This is a genomic window from Streptomyces buecherae, from assembly GCF_014295035.1.
GTDB lineage: Bacteria > Actinomycetota > Actinomycetes > Streptomycetales > Streptomycetaceae > Streptomyces > Streptomyces youssoufiensis.
Map to the genome: position 1 here is coordinate 439,406 of NZ_CP060404.1, position 20,996 is coordinate 460,401.

Sequence of the window (20,996 nt, forward strand, 5' to 3'; positions counted from 1 at the left end):
GCCGACCCCGGCGGGGAAGAGCCGGCGACGCAGAGCCGGTGGCGGTAAGTCGGCGGAGCTGGCCCGCGCGGGTCAGGTGGTGAGCGCCGCCGTCACCACGCGCTCGCACAACTCGTGCGTGCGCAGGGCGTCCTGCCCGTCGAGCAGCCGCTCTTCGCGCACGGCGTCCAGGAAGGCCAGCGTGATCTGCTCGATCCCCCGCTGCTGGGCCACCGGCACCCAGTCACCCCGCCGGCGCACGCTGGGCTGCCCCTTGTGGTCGATCACCTCCGCCAGGTTGAGCACCTGACGCTTGGCGCCCTGACCGGAGACCTCCAGGATCTCCTCGGTCGAGCCGCTCATCCGGTTCATCGTGCCGACGGCCGAGAAGCCGTCCCCGGAGAGCTGGAGCAGCACGTGGTGCATCAGCCCGTCGCGGATCTTCGCGCGGACGTCGACGTGCTCGATGGGTCCGGGGGCCAGGAACCGCAGGGTGTCGACGACGTGTACGAAGTCGTCGAACACCAGCGTGCGCGGGTCCTCGGCGAGGCCGACCCGGTTCTTCTGCATCAGGATCAGATCGCGCGGGTGGTCGGCGCACTGCGCGTACCCGGGCGCGTACCGCCGGTTGAAGCCCACCATCAGGCTCACCTCGCGCTCCGCTGCCAGCTCGACCACGCGCTGGCAGTCGGCCAGGTCGTAGGCGATCGGCTTGTCCACGTAGGTGGGCACGCCCGCGTCGATGAGGCGCGTGACGATCTCGGCGTGCGCGGCGGTCGGAGCGTGCACGAACGCCGCGTCGAGTCCGGCGGCCAACAGGGAGTCGAGGTCCGCGTGGCGCTGCGACGCGGGAACGCGCAGCGCGTCCCCGACGCTGTGCAGGGTGGCCGGGGTACGCGTCGAGAGGTGCGGTTCGACGCCCGGTTGGGCGGCGATGACCGGCAGGTACGCCTTACGCGCGATGTCTCCCAGGCCAATGCAGCCGACCTTCACGGGTCCTCCTCGTTGGCGCGCCCGCCGCGCGTCTCGTAGCGCCCGCGTGCCGGGGCTACGCGCCGCGGCGACGGCGCGGTGCTCGTGCGGTTCTCTGTACGGTGCTTGCTGTCTGCGGTTCTCGTGGTGCGTGTGATGCTTCTGATCTCTGTGCTGTCCGTGTTCTGCGCGGGCAGCATACGTGTCGGCGCCGCGTCGCTGACCAGCGGCTTGGCTCGCCACGAGATCGCGGGCCAGGCGCGCGGGCCACATCCGGACCGCAGCGGGCGACGGCGCACCCGACCACCCCGCGCGGCTCCGGCTGGGCGCCCTGGCAGCCGGATAATGCGTGGCTCGCGGACATCATGGCGGACCATGATGTCCGCCATGACCCTGCCTGAGAACACCTCCACCGCCGCTCCAGTCTCCCCAGTCACTCCAGCGAACCGCCGCGAGCCCCCGTTGATCGCGGAGGAGCGGCGCATGCTCGAAGCGTGGCTCGACTACCACCGCGAGACGCTGGCCATGAAGTGCGAGGGCCTGACCGAGGCCCAGGTGCGCGAGGCGTCCACGCCGCCGTCGCCCCTCTCGCTGCTCGGCCTCGTGCGGCACATGACCGACGTCGAGCGCACGTGGTTCCGCTGCGTGCTGGGCGGGTCGGACGCGCCCCCGCTGTACTGGACCGACGAGAACTACGACGGCGACTTCGACCTGACCGAGGCCGACTTCGCGACCGACATCGCCACCTGGCGCGCCGAGATAGAGCTGTCCCGGGAGGTGGCCGCGGGTCGCACGCTCGATGACACCGGGGAGCGCCGGGGGGAGCTGTACAGCCTGCGCTGGATCTACGTCCACATGATCGAGGAGTACGCCCGGCACAACGGCCACGCGGACCTCATCCGCGAGCGCGTCGACGGCGCCACCGGCGAATAGCGCCGGCCTGCCGCGTTCCCCTCGTCCTCGGCCGCCCGCCGCGACCGGCGCCCGGTGGCTCGGCCTCGTCGCCCGTGCCCTACGCCCAGGGGTGTTGACCGGGCGGCGGCGCGGGCTCGCCCGATGTTCCCGTCAGCCGCAGCGCCAGGCGCCCGATCGCCGCGCGCACCCCCTTGCCGTAGGAGTCGTCGCTCAGCGCCCCGGACGCCGCCTTGGCCAGGTCGAGCTGGGCGCGAGCCGCGTCCGGGCGGCCGAGCTTGACGTAGTCCGCCGCGAGGTTGAGGTGGAGTGACGGATACAGGCCGCGCACCGCCGCCACCGCCCGTCGCCGGTTGGCCTCCGCGGCCTCACCATCGCCCGGCTCCCCCGCCTCCACGCTCTCCTCCCCCGGCGCACACGGCCGTTCCCGTAGCGGTGGCCGCGGGGATCGCGCCGCGTGCTCCGTACCCTCCGCGACCGGCTCGACTGCCGCACCGTCGTGCTCGGCCCGTGTGTCGTGCTCGGCCCGTGCGTCGTGCTCCCGCATCAGCCGGTCGGCGACGGCCAGGGCCCGCAGGTCCCAGGCCAGCTCGTCGGCCGGGTCGTCCTGGGTGTCGGCCAGGTAGTGCGCCAGCGTGCAGTGGTGCAGCGTGTCGTCCTCCACGCCCAGCTCCTGCCACAGCTCCCCGAGCCGGTTCCGCGCCTCCTCGCGGTCTCCGCCCCGGTGCAGCATGACCGCCTGTCCGATCCGCGTGAGCACGGCGTCCGGCGACGCCTCCTCCTGCCGCTTGGCCACCATGGCCCGCCTCCCGTCAGTCCTTCCGGCGTCCCCCTGGTCGGCCCCGACGCTAGCCGCAGCCACCGGGAATACCGCTCAGGCGCCAGCGGGCGGACGGGGCCGGCCCGGATACGACCCGGGCGGCGTACGCCCCGGGCACGGCCCGGCGTGCGGCACGCGGCAGGCAGCACGCAACGGCGGCACGCGGCAGGCGATGAGGAGCCGGCGGCTCGGCCCGCCGGGAGGAGACCAGGCAGCCGTCCCGGACCGCCGAGCGGCCCCCGGGCGCGGCGACCTGGCCGAGGTGGCGGCAGGCCGACACGGAGTCAGCGCGCCCCGCCCCTCCGCCTCGCCCGGACCGGGCGCACCCCCGGGTACGTCCGCCGGCACGCCCGTCCGTCCGTCCGGCGTGACTAGGCGCCGAGGTCGGGTATCCGCCAGTCGATCGGCTCGTGGCCCTGCGCCGCGACGGCGTCGTTGATCTGCGTGAACGGTCGGGAGCCGAGGAACTTCCGGGCCGACAGCGGCGACGGGTGGGCGCCCTGCACCACCGCGTGCCGCTCGGTGTCGATCAGCGGCAGCTTCTTCTTGGCGTAGTTCCCCCACAACACGAACACGGCCGGGTCCGGCCGGGCGACCACGGCCCGGATCACCGCGTCCGTGAAGGTCTCCCAACCCTGGCCCTTGTGGGAGTTGGCCTCGCCAGAGCGCACCGTCAACACCGCGTTCAGCAGCAGCACGCCCTGCCGGGCCCAGGGCATCAGATAGCCGTTGTCCGGAATGGGATGGCCCAACTCGGCCTGCATCTCCTTGTAGATGTTCCGCAGCGAGGGCGGGGTCTTCACGCCCGGCCGCACCGAGAAGCACAGCCCGTGCCCCTGGCCCTCGCCGTGGTACGGGTCCTGACCGAGTATCAACACCTTCACCTGGTCGTACGGTGTGGCGTCCAGCGCCGCGAAGACCTCCTCGCGCGGCGGGTACACCGGGCCCCGGGCCCGCTCCTCCTCGACGAACTCGGTGAGCCGCGCGAAGTACGGCTTGTGCAGTTCGTCGCCCAGAGCGTCCTGCCAGGACTCGGGCAGCATGTCGGTCACTTGGGTGTTCCTCCGGTCCGTTCGTGCTTGACGCATACGAACGTACCCCCGCCCACTGACAACGGCCGCCGCACGCCGCACGCCCCCGCGCCCGCCCCGGAGCCGTCGCGCCCCCCGCCGGCCCCCACACCAAGTCGTCGGAGCGGGCGGGGCCGCCCCACGGCGCCACTCCCCGCCGCCCCGGTCACGCGGATCGCGCGCCCGGGGCGCCGTGGGCGTCAGACGCCGGCGTTCAGGAACAGGCCGCCGTCCACGATCAGGTTCTGGCCGGTGATCCAGGCCGATTCCTCCGACAACAGGAAGGCGGCGGCACCCCCGATGTCCCGGGGTACGCCGAGCCGGCCCAGCGGGTAGGCGGCAGCGGCCTCCTCTTCGCGGCCCTCGTACAGACTCGCGGCGAACTTCGTCTTGACGACCGCGGGGGCGATCGAGTTCACCCGCACCAGTGGGGCCATCTCGTGCGCGAGTTGCACCGTGAGGTTGATCATCGCGGCCTTGCTCATGCCGTAGGCGCCGATGAAGGGCGAGGGGGCGACGCCGGCGATGGACGCGATGTTCACGATCGCGCCGCCGTTCTCCTTCTGCCACGCCCGGTAGGTGCGCTGGGCGAAGCCGAGGGCGGAGACCACGTTGGTCTCGAAGACCTTGCGCGCGACCCCGAGGTCGAGTTCGGCGATGGGGCCGAACACCGGGTTCGTACCGGCGTTGTTGACCAGGTAGTCGACGCGGCCGAACGCCTCCATCACGCGCTCCACGGCCACCGCCTGGTGGGCCTCGTCGTGCGCCTTGCCGGCGACGCCGATCACTCGGCCCGCGCCGTCGGGGGCCGCGGCGCTCAGCGCCTCCACGGCCGCCGTGAGCGCGTCCTCGCCCCGCCCGGTGACGCACACCCGGTGGCCTCGGGCCACCAGCGCCTCGGCCACGCCGTAGCCGATGCCTCGGCTGCCGCCCGTGATCAGGGCGACCTTGTCGCTGTCCGCTGTCGTCATGAGCTGTCCTCCCTCGCGTTCTCGTGCCACCTGAGCGTCAGTTGAGCGGGCCGCCGGCCACGTACAGGACCTGGCCCGAGACGAACCCGGCCTCCTCGCCGGTGAAGAAGGCGATGGCGTTGGCGATGTCGTCCGGCTCGCCCACCCGCTGCACCGGGATCTGCGAGGCCGCCGCGGCCTTGAAGTCCTCGAAGCCCATGCCCACGCGCTCGGCCGTCGCGGCGGTCATGTCGGTGGCGATGAAGCCGGGGGCGACGGCGTTGGCGGTGACGCCGAACTTGCCCAGCTCGATGGCGAGGGTCTTGGTGAAGCCCTGCAGGCCGGCCTTGACCGCCGCGTAGTTGGCCTGGCCACGGTTGCCGAGCGCGGAGCTGCTGGAGAGGTTGACGATGCGCCCGAACGCCGCGTCCACCATGTGCTTCTGGCACTCCCGCGACATCAGGAACGCCCCCCGCAGGTGAACGCCCACGACCGTGTCCCAGTCGGATTCGCTCATCTTGAACAACAGGTTGTCCCGAAGCACGCCCGCGTTGTTCACCAGGATCACCGGAGCGCCGAGTTCCGCGGCCACCCGCGCGACCGCGGTCCGCACCTGGTCGGCGTCGGCGACGTCACAGCTCACGGCGAGCGCCGTGCCGCCGACCGCTGTGATGGCGTCGACGGTGCCCTGACAGGCCGCCTCGTCCAGGTCGAGAACGGCGACGGCGCGGCCCTCGGCGGCCAGCCGCACGGCCGTGGCCGCGCCGATGCCGCGAGCCGCGCCGGTCACGATGGCAACGCGCTGTTCGGTGGTGGACATGCGGGTTCTCCTCGCCTTCGGAAGCGTCGCCCGCGTCCGGCGCCGGCACCCCGACCCGAGGACTGAGCAACCGCTTAGTAGCTTCAGCAGACGAGACGCTAGAAGCCAGTCCACCACCTGTCAACGGGACCCTCGATCAACGCACCAGGAGGTCGAGCAGCCGCTCGACCTCCGCCTCCGCGTCCGTGGTCAGCCCGGTGTGTACGGGTCCCGGCTGCACGACCGTGCTGCGCGGGGCCACCAGCCACCGGAACCGGCGCCCGGCCGCGTCGCCCGCCGCCTGACCGGCCTCCGGGCCGCCGTGGCAGACCCCCTCGACGGCGTTGAGCGCGGCCCGCACGCCCGCCACGTCCGCCGTGGGGTCGAGCGCCCGCAGCCGGCCCTCGTCGAGATGGGTCCGCGCGGCGACCAGCGACCGCGCGTGGCAGTACAGGACCACCCCCGCGTTGATCAGCTCGCCGCGCTCCATCCTGGGCACCACGCGCAGCACGGCGTACTCGAAGACATCACGTCCGTTGTGCAGACCGCTCACTTCGCCGCCTTCCCCTCGGCCCAGACCCGGAGCCACGCGGGCGCCCGGGTGGGGCGCTGCGTCGTGGGCGGACCGAGCTTGATCCGCTCGTGGGTGGTCGCCACCCGGTCGAGCAGTCGCTCCACGTACGCGGCGCGCAGTCGATCGGGCCCGTCCGGACCCTCGAAGCCCGGCTCGTCGACCAGCCACTCGTCGGGTACGTCCGCGGCGACCTCGGTCAGCAGCTCCCGGGTGACCTTGGGGGCGAGCGTCTTGGCCGCCGCCGCGATGTCCGGGTCGAACGGTGCGAGCACATGGTCGGACGCGTCGTACGGCCTGGTCGCGGCCTGGGCGGCGGTGGGCCAGTTGTGATGCCAGATCATGGTCGCGCCGTGGTCGATGAGCCACAGCTCGCCGTGCCAGACCAGCAGGTTGGGGTTGCGCCAGGAGCGGTCGACGTTGTTGATCAGTGCGTCGAACCACACCACGCGCCCGGCGTCCAGCGGATCGACCGCGAAGGCGAGCGGGTCGAAGCCGATCGAGCCGGGCAGGTAGTCCATGCCCAGGTTCAGCCCACCACTGGCCTTGAGGAGTTCCTGCACCTCCTCGTCCGGCTCTGCCAGCCCGATGACCGGATCGAGCTGTATCCGCACCAGATCCGGCACCCGAAGCCCGAGCCGCCTGCCGAGTTGGCCGCAGATGACCTCGGCGATCAACGTCTTACGCCCCTGTCCGGCACCGGTGAACTTCATGACGTACGTCCCGAGATCGTCGGCCTCGACGATCCCGGGCAGCGAGCCACCCTCACGCAGGGGCGTGACGTAGCGAGTCGCTACGACCTCTTCCAGCACTTTCCCAGGCCACCCATCTCTTCAGCCTTGCAATCCACGGAATGACTTCACCGGGGCGCAGGGGCGGGCTTCGCCGGTCGAAGACGCTGGGGAGAATCCGGGGAGTCTCCGCTGGCGGGCCGGCCTCCCCGCTCCCCCAGCAGACCATCGATAGCGGCGCGCCCCCTACTGCCGGCCTCCGGCATGAAGTGAGCATAGTAACCAAGGGTGACCGCAGGCGAGGAGTGTCCGGGCCACCGCGCCAAGGTCACGACGAACTCTCCGGCTTCGAGCAGGATCGAGGCGTAAGTGCGCCGAAGCACAGGGAAGACGCCCTTCGGGGCCGCCGCCCGCTGCCAGGCTTTCGCCCCTGTCGCACGCGGACGCGCATATGACCTGCGTCACACACCATCAGGGCCGGGCCCTCGCAGAGGCTCATGGGGCCACAGTGTTCGGAGTTGAGGAAACGAGGTGGGGCCGTGGTGGCACGTCGTACGGTGGTCAAGGCGGCGGGCGGCGGCGCGCTCGCCAGTGGTCTCGCGGTGTCCGCCGCGGGCGCCTCCGGGACCGCCGCCCGGGGTGACGTGCTGCTGGTGGTGGAGAAGAGCAGCCACGCGGTCAGCTTCTACGACGTCATGTCGGGCCGGCGCCTGGGCTCCGTGCAACTGCCCGACTACCCCCATGAGATGGTCGTCGACTCGCGGCGGCGTTACGCCTACATCGGGCACTACGGCGTTCGCATGGCCTCCACCGTCGGCGAAGGCGGCGCCGCCGTCTTCGTGGTCGACCTCCACGAGCGGACCCTGTCCCGGACCATCGACATCCGTCCCTACAACCGCGTCCACGGCATGGGCATCGACGACCGGGATCGGTTGTACGCGCTCAGCGAGGAGAAGGCGGTGCTGCTCGGTTTCGACGACCCGGCCACCGACCAGGCACCCACCAGGGCAGTGCCGACACACGGGGTGAAGACCCACCTCTTTTCCCTCACCCGCGACGGCGAAAGGGCCTACGTCACCGGCCTGCTGTCGCACACGGTGAGCCTGGTCAGGCCATACGACGCTGCGGTACCCCCGGTCTTCGTGACCCCGGGACAGCTACCGGAGAGCAGTTGCCTGAGCACGGACGAGAAAACGCTGTTCGTCGGCGCCCGCCGGAGTTCCACCCTGGTCGCCGTCGATGCCCGCACCATGCGGGTGCGACGGAGCCGGAAGGTGGGTGGCGACCCGCTGCGGGTCTACACCCTCGACGAGGACCGGCTGCTCGTGACGGACATCGTCGGCAGCACCCTCACGGTGTGCGCCACCGCGGACCTGCGGCCCCTTCGCACCCTGCGGCTCGACGGAATCCCGGCCGCCGTCTCGCTCCACCCCGACGAGGCGGTGGCGTACGTGTCCCTGCTCGACCGCGACCGGATAGCCGTCGTCGACCTCGACCGCCTGGCCGTCACCGGCGGCTTCGCCACCCAGTCGGAGCCGGACGTCTCGGTACTGCTGCCCGCCGCCCGGACTTACTGAGGCTGTCAGCGCGTGTCGTGAGGGGGAGGCCGGTTGCGGCGCGGTGCGCGGGGCTGAGTTCGGGGTGGTACTGCATCTCGCGGGGTGTGCGGTGGATGACTGGATCAGGTGGTGTGGGTCGCTGGGCCGCTGGCGGGCGGCGCCGTCGAGGGCCCGGCCGCGTCTCCGAAGACGGGGGAAGGGCTCGACCGCCGCCGAGATGCTTCCACCCACGGCCCGCGGTCCGCGGCCACGTGTCCTTGGCCCAGCCGGTCGCCTCGTCCTCGTCACGCTCCAGGGCCCGCTTGGTCGCGAAGGGTCGGCCGCACGCGAGCGGAGGCGGACCGGAGGTCGGCTCAGCGACCCGCTGGGCACAGGCTCCACGTCAGCGCCTCTGGTGGAGGACTTCCAGAGAACTCACCCGCCGGGCAGGGGCGCGCCCTCACGTGACCGCTGCGCCGGGCGACCGGGCAGAGTCGCTGCTGGTCCGACCGGGCGGAAGCTGGTCTTCCGATCACTGGCCGGCGTACGTACGTGCGACAGGGGCACCCGTGTCCGGTGACCTCCGTTGATTTCCTCTTCGCCGTCTTCGGGGCGGGCACGCTGGCAGCGGCTGCGCTGCCGCGCCTGGTGGCCGGGCGTCCGCTCTCGATGCCGCTGATCTTCCTGCTCCTGGGCATCGGCCTCTACCTGCTGCCGACGCCTCTCCCGGACGTGGACCCGGTGGCGGACCGCGCGTGGGTGGAGCACCTCACCGAGGTCTGCGTCATCGTCTCCCTGATGGGTGCCGGGCTCGCCCTCAACCGACCCATGGGCCGCCGCCGATGGCGTACCACCTGGCGGCTGCTGGGCGTCACCATGCCGCTGACCATCGCGGCGGTGGCCGTGCTCGCCTGGTGGCTGCTGGACTGGCCTCCGGCCGCCGCGCTGCTGATCGCGGCCGTCCTCGCGCCCACCGACCCGGTGCTCGCCTCCGAGGTGCGCGTCGGTGCCCCCACCGAGTCCGAGCACGACGAGGACGAGGTGCGCTTCACGCTGACGAGCGAGGCCGGGCTCAACGACGGTCTCGCCTTCCCCGTGGTGATGGCGGCCATCGGCCTGGTCGCCGCCTCGGGCACGGGCCTGTCCGGCGGCTGGATCGGGCACTGGCTGCTGGTGGACGCCGGGTACCGGTGCGTGGTCGGCGTGCTCGCCGGGATCGCCGTGGGCAAGCTGCTCGGCTGGACCTTCTTCCGCGCCGGCTGGCAGGCGATGCGGCTGTCCGAACACCAGGAGGGCTTCGTCGCCCTGAGCGCCACGTTCCTCGCCTATGGCCTCACCGAACTCGTCCACGGCTACGGCTTCCTCGCCGTGTTCGTCACCGCCTGCCAGATCCGCGCCGCCGAGCGCGCCCACGGCTACCACGCCGTGCTGCACGATTTCGTCGAACAGATCGAGCGGCTGCTGACCGTCGTCCTGCTCTTCCTGCTCGGCGCGTACGTCGCGCAGGGCGCCCTGGCCTCCCTGACGTGGCGCGGGGCGGCCGTCGGCCTGCTCCTCCTGCTCGTGGTGCGCCCGCTCACCGGCTGGGCAGCCCAGCTCGGCACGGTCGCGGGACCGCGCGAGCGCGTGGTCACCGCGTTCTTCGGCATCCGTGGCATCGGCTCGCTGTTCTACCTCGCGCACGCGCTCGGAGAGGAGGACTTCCATGTTCCGGCCGAGGAACTGTGGGCGGTGGTGATCTTCACGGTGCTCTGCTCCGTCGTCCTGCACGGGGTGACCGCCTCTCCCGTCATCTCCCGCCTCGACCGGCTGCGGCTGCTCCGAGCCCGGCGCACCGAGCGGGAGCCGAGCGACCACCAGTTGGCGAAAGAGCGGCCGTGAGCCCCCGGATGCCGGCCTGACCGGCCAGCACGCGTGCCCGTACACCCCCGGCTACCGGGCGCGTCCCTGCCCGGCACCGGGATCCGCTGGCGGGAGACCAGCGCGTCGCTCAGCCCCTGCGTCAACGCGGCCGGCTCGACGACCTCGTGGGGGCACGCGCGCGGGAGCGCGGACGGGACGACACGCCGCCGTGAACCCGCGCCGTTGGGCCGCTGGGATGACCTTGGCCGGCCTCGGCGCCAGTCCGGGCAGGAATGAGCGCATACATGCCGGGGCACTCGGCGAGAGCACTGATGTGCGATCACCGAGAGTGAGAAGGAGTTGCGCATGCTTGGAATGCCAGCGAGGGCGGCTGAACCCGTCGACGCTGCTTACTCCCCGTCCGAGGTCGCCCACGCCGCTGACATGGTCCTCGAACGCGCCCTCGACGCGCGACTCCGTCAGTCCCACACCGTTGATCGCGTCTTCGCCCAGGACCTGGCCGGCCGACTGGCCGCCCTGATCGAGCACGGCGGCAAGCGGCTGCGTACGGCGTTCGCTCACTGTGGGTGGCAGGCCGCAGGCGGCTCGGGTGATCCCACGGCGGTGCTGCATACGGGGGCCGCCCTCGAACTGCTCCAGGCGTGCGCCCTGGTGCACGACGACGTGATGGACGAGTCCTCACATCGCAGAGGCGCCCCGTCCATGCATGTCGAACTCGCCCGCCAGCACTGGGCCGCGGGCATGCACGGCTCCGCGCGGTCGTTCGGGACGTCCGCCGCCGTACTCGCCGGAGACCTGGCGCTGGCCTGGGCGGACGACGTGCTGACGGAGACGGCGTTGAGCACGCCGCACGGCGCGCGGCTGCACGCGGAGTGGCGGGCGATGCGCACGGAGATGGTCGCCGGTCAGTACCGCGATCTGTACGCCCAGGCCGCGCGTTCCTCCGGCGTCGACGAGGCGCTGGAGATCGCCGTCCTCAAGAGTGCCCAGTACACCGTCGCCCGGCCCCTCGCCCTGGGCGCGACGCTGGCCGGAGCCGATGACGAGGTGCTGGACGCGCTGCGGACGGCCGGCCGGTGCGCCGGTCTGGCCTTCCAACTGCGTGACGACCTCGTCGGAGCCTTCGGTGTGCCGGCGCGGACCGGCAAGCCCGCCGACGATGACCTGCGGTCGCGCAAACTCACCTATCTGCTGGCCGTCGCGCTGCGACTCGCCGACGCCGCGGGGGACGGCAACGCCGCCGCGGCGCTGGCGCCGGACGCGGATTCGGGGTCCGCCCTCGCGGTGGAGCGGATGCGGGCGGCGCTGCGTCGCACCGGCGCTCGGGACCTGGTGGAGGCGAAGATCGAGGAGCTGGCGGGCCTGAGCCTTCGGCACTTCGAGCGTACCGGCGCGCCTCCAGCCGCGCGGCGCGAGTTCGAGGCACTGGTGCGACGCGCCACGGGCGTGGACCCGCGCCACGCCGAGGAGGTCGCGTGAAGCGGGTGCCCGGGCCCACCGACCACGTCGTGGTAGTCGGTGCCGGCCTGTCGGGGCTCGCCTGCGCGCTGCACCTGCTGGGCGCGGGTCGCCGGGTCACCCTCGTCGAACGGGACACCGGCCCGGGCGGCCGGGCGGGCCGTGCGCGGCTGGGCGGGTACCAGGTGGACACCGGTCCCACGGTGCTGACCATGCCGCACCTGGCCGACGAGGCGTTCGCCGCCGTCGGTGACAGCCTCCACCGACGCGTGGAGCTGACGGCCCTGCACCCGGCCTACCGGGCATGTTTCGCGGACGGTTCCTCGCTCGACGTACACACCGATGGCGCGGCCATGGAGGCGGAGGTCAGGCGCTTCGCCGGGCCCGCTGAGGCGGCGGGCTACCGCGACCTGCGGCAGTGGCTGGAGAAGTTGTACCGGGCTCAGATGCGCCGGTTCATCGACGCGAACTTCGACTCCCCCTTCCAACTGCTGCACCCGGACCTGGCTCGGCTGGCGGCGCTCGGCGGTTTCGGGCGGCTGGACGGCCGGATCGGCCGGTTCCTCTCCGACGAGCGCCTGCGTCGCGTCTTCTCCTTCCAGGCGCTGTACGCCGGCGTGGCCCCGGCCCGGGCCCTCGCGGCCTACGCGGTGATCGCGTACATGGACACCGTGGCCGGCGTCTGGTTCCCCAAGGGCGGCATGCACGCGCTCCCCCGCGCCATGGCCGATGCGGCGGCGCGGGCCGGCGCCGACCTGCGCTGGTCGGCCGAGGTGAGCGAGCTGGAACGGTCGGCGGGCCGGGTGCGCGCCGTCCGCCTGGCATCCGGTGAGCGCATCCCGTGCGACGCGGTGGTGCTCACGTGTGACCTGCCCGCCGCGTACGAGCTGCTGGGGCGCGCGCCCCGGCGCCCGGTACGGCTACGTCACTCGCCCTCGGCCGTCATCCTGCACGCGGGCACCGACCGCACCTGGCCCCACCTCGCCCACCACACGATCTCCTTCGGCTCCGCGTGGAAGCGCACGTTCCGCGAGCTGACCCGCACGGGCGAGCTGATGAGCGACCCGTCCCTGCTGATTACCCGCCCCACCACGCACGACCCCGCGCTGGCACCGCCGGGGCGCCATCTCCACTACGTCCTCGCTCCCTGCCCGAACACCACCGTCGGCCCCACGGCCGCCTCCTGGCAGGATCTCGGCCCGCGCTACCGCGACCAGTTGGTCGGCGAACTGGAGCGCCGGGGCCTGGACGGGTTCGCGGCCAGCGTCGAGGAGGAGCTCCTGGTCACGCCGCTCGACTGGACCGAGCAGGGCCACGCTGCCGGCACCCCCTTCTCGGTCGCGCACACGTTCGCCCAGACCGGACCGTTCCGCCCGCGCAACCTCGTACGAGAGGTGGAGAACGTGGTGCTGGCGGGGTGCGGGACCACGCCGGGTGTCGGCGTACCGACCGTGTTCGTCAGCGGGAAGCTCGCCGCCGCGCGCGTCACCGGAGGCGTCGCTCCCCGGCCCGTCCGAGCGCGGCCACCCGTGGTAGCGGCCGACGGGCCCCGCGTCCCGACCCCGGCAGGCGCCGATGACCCGGCGTGAGCTGGACGCGGCCGGCATCACCGATCCCGCGTTGCGCGCCGCCTACACCCGGTGCCGGCAGCTCAACGCCCGCCACGGCAGAACCTACTTCCTGGCCACCCGACTGCTGCCACCCGAACGCCGGTCCGCCGTGCACGCCCTCTACGGCTTCGCCCGCTGGGCGGACGACATCGTCGACGACCTCGACCAGCACCGGACGCCCGAGCAGCGCGACCGGGAACTGCGCCGCCTGGAGAGCGGCCTCGCGAGCTCCCTGCGTACCGGCGTCAGCGCCCAGCCGGTGGTGTGGGCCGTCGCCGACACCGCCGAGCGGTACGGCATCGGGCACCTGCTCTTCGCCGACTTCCTCTCCTCGATGCGTGCCGACCTGTCCGTGACGGACTATCCGACCTACGCCGACCTGCGGGGTTACATGCGCGGTTCGGCGGAGGTGATCGGTCTGCAGATGCTGCCGGTTCTGGGCACGGTCGCGCCCCTGGAGGAGGCGGCCCCGCACGCGGCGGCACTCGGTGTGGCGTTCCAGCTCACCAACTTCCTGCGGGACGTGGGCGAGGACCTCGACCGGGGCCGCGTCTATCTGCCCGGCGACCTGCTCGCCGCCCACGGCGTGAACAGGCCGCTGCTGGAGTGGTGCCGGCGTACCGGACGCACCGACGCTCGGGTCCGCGCTGCCCTGGTCGCCATGGAGGCCATGACGCGGGAGGTCTACCGGACGGCGGTGCCGGGACTCGCCCTGCTCGACCCACGCGTGCGTCCCTGCATCCACGCCGCGTTCACCCTCTACAGCGAGATCCTGGACACCATCGCCGAACAGGACTACACCGTGTTGCGGCGTCGCGCGGTGGTCCCCCGTCGGCGTCGCGCGGCCATCGCCGCGGTCGGTGCGCTGCGGGTGGCCGGGGCCCGGTGGCGCGCTCGCGCCCCGCGCCACCGGGCGGCGACGAGCACTCCGGTGGTCGAGCGGAAGGGGTCGCCGCGGTGAGCGGGCGAGGGGACGGCGAGCGCTGGTCGATCCCGTTGCGGTGGCGGCGGGCTGGCGTGGGTTGGGCGGCGCAGACGCCGACCTGGCGCCAGGCGCGACCGGCGCTGATCGCCGACGCCCTCAAGCGGGCACAGGCCCGCCCGTGTGGCAACTGGTTCGTCGTCGGCGCCTCTCGGGAGGTGTGCGCGGGTGGTCGCCCGTACGGCAGGACGGTCGGGGGTGTGGAGGTCGTGCTGTGGCGCTCGGACAGCGGCGTGCCGCACGCCGGCTCGGGCATCTGCCCGCACCTCGGCGCCCCGTTGCGCGACAGCCGGGTGGTGTGCGGGCGGTTGGTGTGCCACTGGCATGGCCTCACCCTGGACGGTTCCCCGTTCGCCGGCTGGCAGCCGTTTCCCGTGTACGACGACGGCGTGCTCCTCTGGGTACGGCTGGACGAGGTGGGCGGCGAGGAGCCCACCGAGCGGCCTTCGGTGCCCCCGCGACCAGCGTCGGGCGCGGGGGTGGACGCGGTGTTCACGGCGGTGGGGCGATGCGAACCGGAAGACGTGGTGGCCAACCGCCTCGACCCGTGGCACGGCTCGTGGTTCCACCCGTACTCGTTCGTCGACCTGTCGGTGGTGCGGGAGCCGTCCGGTGAGGGGGACGACGCCTTCGTCGTCGACGTCTCCTTCCGGGTGGCCGGGCGCCTGGTGGTCCCGGTGCGGGCCGAGTTCACCGCGCCCGGCCCGCGCACGGTCCTCATGCGCATCACCGAGGGCGAGGGGGCCACGTCCGTGGTGGAGACGCACGCGACTCCGCTCACCGCACCGGGTCACGCACACCCGCGCACCGCGGTGGTGGAGGCGGTCGTCGCCGCCTCCGACCGGCCGGGCTTCGCCCTCGCCCGGGCCGCCGCTCCCGTGCTGCGCCCGCTGATGCGGCGTACGGCCGGGCGGCTGTGGCGCGACGACCTGGCTTACGCCGAACGCCGCTGGACGCTGCGCGGCACCGGTCGCTTCCCCGGGTGAGCGGGCGGCCACTGCCTCCCCCCTGGCGGGCGCGGGACGACGGTCAGGGGGAGGGTCGGGGCGCCACGGCCGCCCCGAGCGCCCGCAGCACGCGGGAGCGGCCCGACCGCGGGACGGTCCACAGCGTCTGTCCCCGTACCCCCCAGCCGGCGAGCAGGGCGTTGGCCGCCAGGAAGCCGGTGGTGGCGGCTCGTTCCATGAGCGCGACCGGAAGGTCGCAGCGGATCGCGTCGCCGGCCAGGGTCAGCCAGGTGTGGGGGGTGCGGACGGTGGGGCGCCGTTGGTGGGAGCCGACCGCGAAGAGCGGGCAGTCGGAGCGCCACTCGTGCCGGGCACCGACGACGCGTGCCCCACGGGTTTCCGGATACACCTGGTGCAGTTGGTCGACGAGCATGCCCTGCACCCGCTGAGGGTCCGACGCGGGATCGACGGCGTAACCGTGCAGTTCCACCACCGAACCCCCGGCGCGTGCCGCCCAGCGGGCGGCTTCGCCCTCGTACCGTTCCAGGACGCTGACGTTGTCGAGGCCGCCGTAGCCGCTGGTGCCGAGGAACCCGGGGCGGTCGGCGTCAACCGGTCGGTCGAGCCACAGCCGGGAGACGAGGAACGGCGGGGCGGTACGCAGGGCGGCGACGTCCTCGCGCCAGGCGAGGGTCCCCAGGCCGCCTGACGCGGCGACGGTCTGCCGCAGCCCCCCGGTGTCGAGGGCGAGCACCACAGCCTGGTGAACGCTGGTGCCAGCGGCGGTACGCACTTCCGCGCCACCGCCGTCGCGGGGGCGCACTTCGTGGACGGCGGTGCCGGTACGCACGGCGGCCCCCAGGCGGTGCAGGTAGGCGCCGATCGGGTCCCAGAGGGCCTGCGGGAACGGCTCGGTCGGCACGTCGAAGAGGAGACCCTCGGCCGACCCGAGGAAGTAGATGTGGAACATCAGGAGCAGTTCGGCCGCGGACAGTTCACGGGGGTCGGCGAAGAAGCTGCGCGAGAACACCTCGAACGCCAGGTGGTGCGCGGCTTCCGGGAAGCGCACGCTGTGCAGGAAGTCGGTGGCGGAGGTCTCGTCGAAGCGCTCGTACACCTCGGGCACCCGCACGTCGAGGAGGGGCAGGGCGGCCCGGGCGTCCATGGCGACCAGGTCCCGCCAACCGAAGGTGGGACTCAACGCGACGAACCCGAGCGCGCTGAACGGCGGCGTCCTCGGTACGCGGGCGAAGCTGTCGGTCAGGCCGGCGCTGTGCCGCAGGGGGTAGTCGGGCAGCGGGGTCAGTCGCGCGAGGGCGGGATCGGTGCGGCGGAGCAGGCCGCGAAGGTTGTAGTACTGACGGAAGAAGGCGTGGAACCCGCGGGTCATGGTCACCCGCGACCCGTCCGACAGCCTGGTGGGCCAGCCGGAGAGCCGGCCGCCGAGTGCGCTGTCCTTCTCGTACAAGGTCACGCGGGCGCCGCGTTCGGCCAGCAGCGTGGCCGCCGCGAGACCGGCGATGCCACCGCCGACCACCGCGACGGACGGCTCGTCCCCGCGAGCGAAACGATCCCTCCCGGGCGGGGGCGCCAGGATCTCGGCCTTGCGGTCGCGGCCTCGTCGGGCGGCGCTGGCATGGCGGGCCGTCACTGGGCGCCCTCCCCGGTGGTGGTCGGCCGTCCCATGGTCGATCCACTGCCGGGGGCGCGGCCGTCCTCGGCGTGGGCGGCGTGGTCGACAGCGCGGACCAGGTCGTGGCGGTGCGGCGGGTTCATCGGTGGTGGTCTCCGGTTCTCGCGTCGGGTGCGGGACGGCGGGGTACGAAGGGCAGTTCGGTCGCCGTGCGGAGCATCGCCCGTACGGGGGTGCGCAGTCCGATGCTCCACTCCTCACGCAGCGAGGTGGCGCCGTCCAGGAAGCGCAACAGGCGCTCCGTCGGGACCTGGCGGAACAGGTCGGTGAAGAAGGCCGGGCCGTCGACCCGCCCGGTGTCCAGGGCGCGCAGCAGCATCGCGTCCATGGCAAGCGCCCGCCGCCCGTGCGGGGCGGGGGTGGTTTCCCGCCCGTCTCTCAGCGCGGCGGCGATGGCCCGGCTCTGCCGCTGCACCGCGGCGAAGGTGTAGCCGGTGGCCGGCCGGGTGGCGCCGCCCGCCGTTCCGATGCGGGCGACGGCGGTCCCGGCCCGGCGTGGAAAGCGGGCGTCGGTCATGGGAATGACCCCCTGCTCCGCCCGTTCCACGGTGAGCGCGCCAAGCCCGAGCACGTCGCGGCAGTAGTGGCCGAGTGCCGACTCGTACGCCCCGGTGGTCAGCGCGCTGCGGGAGAACTCGGTGTACTCCACGAGCGCCCGGTCGGGCGCCAGCGGCAGGACGTAGCCGAAGGCCAGACCGCGCGCCGGCTGGGGGACCCGGAAGTCCATCAGATCGGCGACCACGGGGTCGAACTGGTGGGTGGCGGTGCGCACGAACCAGCCGCGGAAGTGTTGCAGCAGGTGCGTACGGGCCGGGGGCAGCGCACGCAGCGGCCGTGAGTCGAACACCCGGCGGGCGCGCAGCGTCAGGGACCGGCCGTCCGGCAACGTGCACCGGACCTCGGCGCCACCGGGAACGCCGCGCACCGATTCCGCCGTCGCGCGCAGCACACGCCCGCCGCCCGAGCGGGCCAGCCGGCCCTGGACCAGTCGTTCGAGGTCGGTGGAGCGCACCATGCGGTAGGTGAGCGGCGCCGGTTCGACGGTGACCGGGCAGCCGTCGACGCCGTGCACCCGCAGCACGGGCCAGGACGCGCTCACGGCCTCGCCGAGGCCGTCGTCGCCCGCGTGCCAGTAGCACCAGGTACGCTCCGCCGGGCGCGGCGGGCCTTGCGGCGGCTCGACGACCGTCACGGGGGCGATGCCGGCCAGGTGGTGCGCGAGGCTGAGACCGGCGGCGCCTCCCCCGATGATGACGACGTCGGACGCCTCGGTGGCGGGGGGTGTCACCGGGCTCGCCGTGGAGCCGGGTGGGTGGCCACCATCGGGCACACCACGCGTTCTCCTTCGGCGGCGTCCGCCGCGCCGCGGGCCACGGCCCGCCCGTAGCGCGTCATCTCCGCCTCCCGAGGTCGGCGGACACCTCGCGCGCGGCGCGCGCCCCCGAGGCCAGGGCACCCTGCACCGAACCGGTCGCCCGGTAGTCGCCGCACACGTACCTGCCCGGGCCGAGGCGAGTGGTGCGGCTCAGCGGCCAGGGCGGAAGCATCGCCGGCAGGGCGCTCTCGACGGTGTAGGTGGCGACCCGCCCCCAGCCGCCCGTGTCGGTGTCGTACAGCTCGGCCAGCCGCCGGAGTACCGCCTCCGCTCTGCCCGGGTGGTCCGTTCCCAGCACGGAGGTGGAGACCAGGGCGGTGCCGGGGGGCGCGTAGCCGGGAGCGACCGCGCTGAGGACGCAGGTGTTCAGGATCGCCCCGGAGCTGTCCACCATCAGGGTTCGCCCGGCCGCCCGAACGGCGTCGGTGGCGTGGTAGTAGGTGGTGACGGTGCGGGTGTCCGGCACGGTCAGGGTCGGCACCAGGCGGGCGGCTGTCGCCGGGTCCACCGCCACCACGACGGCTCTCGCCGGCACCTCGCTTCCGTCGCCGAGCAACACTCCGGCGTCGGTGAGTCGCACGACGGGTGTCTCAAGGCGCAGAACACCGTCAGGCAGGCCGTCGGCGAGCTGGCCGGGAACAGCGCCGATGCCACCCGCCGGCAGACACAGGGTTCCTCGGGCCATGCTCCGCCAGACCAGGTGGAAGAAGCGTGCGGAGGTCTCCAGCCGGTCCTCCAGGAACACGCCCGCCAGGAACGGCCGCAGGACGTCGGCGACCACGGCGTCCGACAGCCCTGCCCGCGAGAGGGCCGTCGAGGTGGGCCGGTCCCGGCCCCGCCTGATGGCCGACACGGGCAGGACCGCGTCCCGCGCGCTGAGGACGGCGAGCGCGGCCAGATCGCGCGCGGAGAGGAACCGTCCAGGCAGCAGAGCACCCGCCGCGCGGGGCTCCCTGGTCGGATCGGCGAGGCGAACCGGGCCCTTCGGAGTGTGCGCGACAACTCCCGCGGTAAAGGGGCGCAGTTGGAGGCTCCGAAGGTCCACCCGCTGCTTCACCTGCGGGTACGAGGTGTTGAACACCTGAAAGCCGCGATCCAGCAAGAACCCTTCCCGCCGGTCCGTCCGCATCCGGCCCCCCACGCCGTCGGACGCCTCCAGCAGGGCCACCCGCCATCCGGCGCGGCAGGCGTCCAGCGCACACGCCAGGCCGGCCAGGCCAGCCCCGACGACGACCACGTCCGCCACCCGGCGATCCTCGGTCATGCTCCTCCTCAGTCAACGCCGCGCACGCCACCCGGAAGGCCGGGCCGGCCACTCGGCCACGCGTTGGCCAGTACCCTGATCAGGCCGATACAGGCCCGTCACGGCGTGTGGGCGGGACCGTCGCCGAGCGACGCGGCCACGACCGCCAGGCCAGCGGACCACGCTCGCCGGCCGACACCCAGGCGCCACGACCAAGCACGGTCGTACGACAACACCTCACGAGGACACCGGCAGCTCCACGTGGTGGCCCGAGAGCACGCCGCCCACCTCGGTCGGGCGGACCGGCCCTCCTCGACCGACGTCACGGTCGACGCTCGCCCCTCAGCCGCGCCCGCGCTCCGGCCGGACTACCGGGCCCGTGATCTCCCATGCCTCCCGGTCATCGGCCTTGCCGGTAGGTGGCCACCGCACGAGGTCGTCGTGGCCGGACCAGCGGCGGTCGATCCACTCTCGCGGCGACTCCGTCGTGCCCATGCTCGACTACGTACCGAACGACTCGTGTGGCGTGTTCCCCATAGCCGGCTCGACACGGACCCGCATAAGCCTCGCGGTCTTGCGGGATCACTCCCCAGTGGCATCGTCGCGACACAGGGCGTCGTCGGCTCCGTGAGGGGGTACCGGCACCCGCATGACCCTGTCGGCGGAAGTGCTTCCCGAGTCGACCCTGCGCGATGCGATCGGCCTGCTCGTCAGACTGGTCGAGTCCGCGGGCGCGCTGATCATCTTCATCGGCGCCGTGTGGGCGTTCGCGCAGTTCGTACGCGCGGGCATGCGCGGGCGCGGCAAGGTGGCGGGGTTCAACCGGATCAGGTTGAGTCTGGGGCGGTTCCTGGTGCTGGGCCTGGAATTCCAGCTCGCCGGGGACGTGCTGCGCACGGCCGTCGCACCGAGCTTCGCCGAGATCGGGCAGCTGGCGGCCATCGCGGCCATCCGGACGGCGCTGAACTACTTCCTCGGCCGGGAGATCGCCCAGGAACGGGCCGAGATCGAACGGAGCGAGACGACGCCCCCGCTTGGCGCCAAGGGCCTGCCGACGTGAACGCGTGGCTGCAGGCGGGGGCTGTGCTGACCACCGGGCTGGGCCTCGTCGCCGCGACAGCGGCCTGGCACCTGACGCGCGCCGTGCGAGGGGGACTGGCCGTGCTGCTGAACTTCCTGACCGCCGCCGGCCTGCTCCGGCTCGCCAGCGAGCCGTCGTGGGACAGCATCATCCTGGCAGCCGCCGTGATCGCGCTGCGCAAGCTCCTCGGCGCCTCCCTCCACCAGTCGAGCGCGAAGCGGACCACCCACGGTGGGGCTCGGCCGCTCAGCCCTGGTCGATGACGACTTTCGCGTCGCTGTCCTGGTCGGCGAACGCCTCGGCGGAGTGCGAGTGGCCCGACGGGAACCCGGACCCCCTGCGGTAGGCGTGGAACGACATGCTCGGCTTGTGCGCCGGCTGGCGTGACCGCCCCCGCTGTCG

Annotated in this window: 20 protein-coding genes and 1 pseudogene; 9 read left to right on the plus strand and 12 right to left on the minus strand. The window is 73.1% G+C overall.

The features are described from left to right. Nucleotides 1-72 precede the first annotated feature (72 nt). Nucleotides 73-972, minus strand: coding sequence for a Gfo/Idh/MocA family protein (locus tag H7H31_RS01560; RefSeq protein WP_187060725.1), 900 nt, complete (start codon nt 970-972; stop codon nt 73-75). A 462-nt stretch (nt 973-1,434) separates the two neighbouring features. Here H7H31_RS01560 and H7H31_RS01565 point away from each other — a divergent pair, with 462 nt between their 5' ends. Beyond that, nucleotides 1,435-1,884 carry a DinB family protein gene (locus tag H7H31_RS01565; protein ID WP_232109638.1) on the plus strand — a complete coding sequence of 150 codons (450 nt, stop codon included), beginning with the start codon at nt 1,435-1,437 and terminating at the stop codon, nt 1,882-1,884. A 79-nt stretch (nt 1,885-1,963) separates the two neighbouring features. Here H7H31_RS01565 and H7H31_RS01570 read toward each other — a convergent pair whose 3' ends face one another. The 7 genes and pseudogenes from H7H31_RS01570 to H7H31_RS33600 all read right to left on the minus strand — a co-directional run. Next, nucleotides 1,964-2,659, minus strand: a complete 696-nt coding sequence (locus tag H7H31_RS01570; RefSeq protein ID WP_187060727.1) for a hypothetical protein — start codon at nt 2,657-2,659, stop codon at nt 1,964-1,966. Nucleotides 2,660-3,054: 395 nt separating this feature from the next. Further along, entirely contained in the window at nt 3,055-3,771 is a 717-nt protein-coding gene (gene ung, locus H7H31_RS01575; RefSeq protein WP_187117713.1) for a uracil-DNA glycosylase, read from the minus strand. A 182-nt stretch (nt 3,772-3,953) separates the two neighbouring features. Next, nucleotides 3,954-4,724 carry an SDR family oxidoreductase gene (locus H7H31_RS01580; protein WP_187064126.1) on the minus strand — a complete coding sequence of 257 codons (771 nt, stop codon included), beginning with the start codon at nt 4,722-4,724 and terminating at the stop codon, nt 3,954-3,956. A 37-nt stretch (nt 4,725-4,761) separates the two neighbouring features. Continuing rightward, nucleotides 4,762-5,523, minus strand: coding sequence for a 3-oxoacyl-ACP reductase FabG (gene fabG, locus H7H31_RS01585; protein WP_187064127.1), 762 nt, complete (start codon nt 5,521-5,523; stop codon nt 4,762-4,764). Between the two features lie 136 nt (nt 5,524-5,659). Further along, on the minus strand, nt 5,660-6,055 hold the full coding sequence (locus H7H31_RS01590) for a DUF3037 domain-containing protein (protein WP_176165502.1): 396 nt from the start codon (nt 6,053-6,055) through the stop codon (nt 5,660-5,662). Further along, a complete protein-coding gene (locus H7H31_RS01595) occupies nt 6,052-6,885 on the minus strand; it encodes a HipA family kinase (RefSeq protein ID WP_187064128.1) in 834 nt (277 codons plus the stop codon). The genes H7H31_RS01590 and H7H31_RS01595 overlap by 4 nt, the downstream gene beginning before the upstream one ends. Before the next feature lie 47 nt (nt 6,886-6,932). Continuing rightward, nucleotides 6,933-7,244 (minus strand): annotated as a pseudogene (locus H7H31_RS33600) (hypothetical protein); the annotation flags it as partial. Nucleotides 7,245-7,343: 99 nt separating this feature from the next. On the opposite strand from H7H31_RS33600, the gene H7H31_RS01600 reads away from it, so the two are divergent. The 6 genes from H7H31_RS01600 (at nt 7,344) to H7H31_RS01625 (ending at nt 15,241) form a co-directional block, all read left to right on the plus strand. Beyond that, nucleotides 7,344-8,381, plus strand: a complete 1,038-nt coding sequence (locus tag H7H31_RS01600; RefSeq protein WP_187064129.1) for a YncE family protein — start codon at nt 7,344-7,346, stop codon at nt 8,379-8,381. 537 nt (nt 8,382-8,918) lie between these two features. After that, nucleotides 8,919-10,223 carry a cation:proton antiporter gene (locus tag H7H31_RS01605; RefSeq protein ID WP_187064130.1) on the plus strand — a complete coding sequence of 435 codons (1,305 nt, stop codon included), beginning with the start codon at nt 8,919-8,921 and terminating at the stop codon, nt 10,221-10,223. A gap of 327 nt (nt 10,224-10,550) precedes the next feature. Then, nucleotides 10,551-11,684, plus strand: a complete 1,134-nt coding sequence (locus H7H31_RS01610; RefSeq protein WP_187064131.1) for a polyprenyl synthetase family protein — start codon at nt 10,551-10,553, stop codon at nt 11,682-11,684. Further along, the gene (locus tag H7H31_RS01615; RefSeq protein ID WP_187064132.1) at nt 11,681-13,252 is read left to right on the plus strand and encodes a phytoene desaturase; all 1,572 of its coding nucleotides are present in this window, start codon (nt 11,681-11,683) and stop codon (nt 13,250-13,252) included. Before H7H31_RS01610 ends, H7H31_RS01615 begins: the two co-directional genes overlap by 4 nt. Next, nucleotides 13,239-14,234: a phytoene/squalene synthase family protein gene (locus H7H31_RS01620; protein WP_187064133.1), complete on the plus strand. Its 996-nt coding sequence runs from the start codon at nt 13,239-13,241 to the stop codon at nt 14,232-14,234. Before H7H31_RS01615 ends, H7H31_RS01620 begins: the two co-directional genes overlap by 14 nt. Further along, on the plus strand, nt 14,231-15,241 hold the full coding sequence (locus H7H31_RS01625) for a DUF5914 domain-containing protein (protein WP_187064134.1): 1,011 nt from the start codon (nt 14,231-14,233) through the stop codon (nt 15,239-15,241). The genes H7H31_RS01620 and H7H31_RS01625 overlap by 4 nt, the downstream gene beginning before the upstream one ends. Nucleotides 15,242-15,284: 43 nt before the next feature. Here H7H31_RS01625 and H7H31_RS01630 read toward each other — a convergent pair whose 3' ends face one another. The 4 genes from H7H31_RS01630 to H7H31_RS01640 form a co-directional block, all read right to left on the minus strand. Next, nucleotides 15,285-16,853 (minus strand): FAD-dependent oxidoreductase, encoded by a 1,569-nt coding sequence (locus H7H31_RS01630; RefSeq protein ID WP_187064135.1) that lies wholly within the window; start codon nt 16,851-16,853, stop codon nt 15,285-15,287. Next, on the minus strand, nt 16,850-16,978 hold the full coding sequence (locus tag H7H31_RS34530) for a hypothetical protein (protein ID WP_261905853.1): 129 nt from the start codon (nt 16,976-16,978) through the stop codon (nt 16,850-16,852). The genes H7H31_RS01630 and H7H31_RS34530 overlap by 4 nt, the downstream gene beginning before the upstream one ends. Next, nucleotides 16,975-18,183, minus strand: a complete 1,209-nt coding sequence (locus tag H7H31_RS01635) for a lycopene cyclase family protein (RefSeq protein WP_187064145.1) — start codon at nt 18,181-18,183, stop codon at nt 16,975-16,977. Before H7H31_RS01635 ends, H7H31_RS34530 begins: the two co-directional genes overlap by 4 nt. Nucleotides 18,184-18,286: 103 nt before the next feature. Next, nucleotides 18,287-19,534 carry an NAD(P)/FAD-dependent oxidoreductase gene (locus H7H31_RS01640; RefSeq protein WP_187064136.1) on the minus strand — a complete coding sequence of 416 codons (1,248 nt, stop codon included), beginning with the start codon at nt 19,532-19,534 and terminating at the stop codon, nt 18,287-18,289. A 628-nt stretch (nt 19,535-20,162) separates the two neighbouring features. Here H7H31_RS01640 and H7H31_RS01645 point away from each other — a divergent pair. Both H7H31_RS01645 and H7H31_RS01650 read left to right on the plus strand, forming a co-directional pair. Next, nucleotides 20,163-20,573, plus strand: coding sequence for a DUF1622 domain-containing protein (locus tag H7H31_RS01645; protein ID WP_187064137.1), 411 nt, complete (start codon nt 20,163-20,165; stop codon nt 20,571-20,573). Continuing rightward, entirely contained in the window at nt 20,570-20,857 is a 288-nt protein-coding gene (locus H7H31_RS01650) for a DUF1622 domain-containing protein (RefSeq protein ID WP_187064138.1), read from the plus strand. Before H7H31_RS01645 ends, H7H31_RS01650 begins: the two co-directional genes overlap by 4 nt. Nucleotides 20,858-20,996 lie beyond the last annotated feature (139 nt).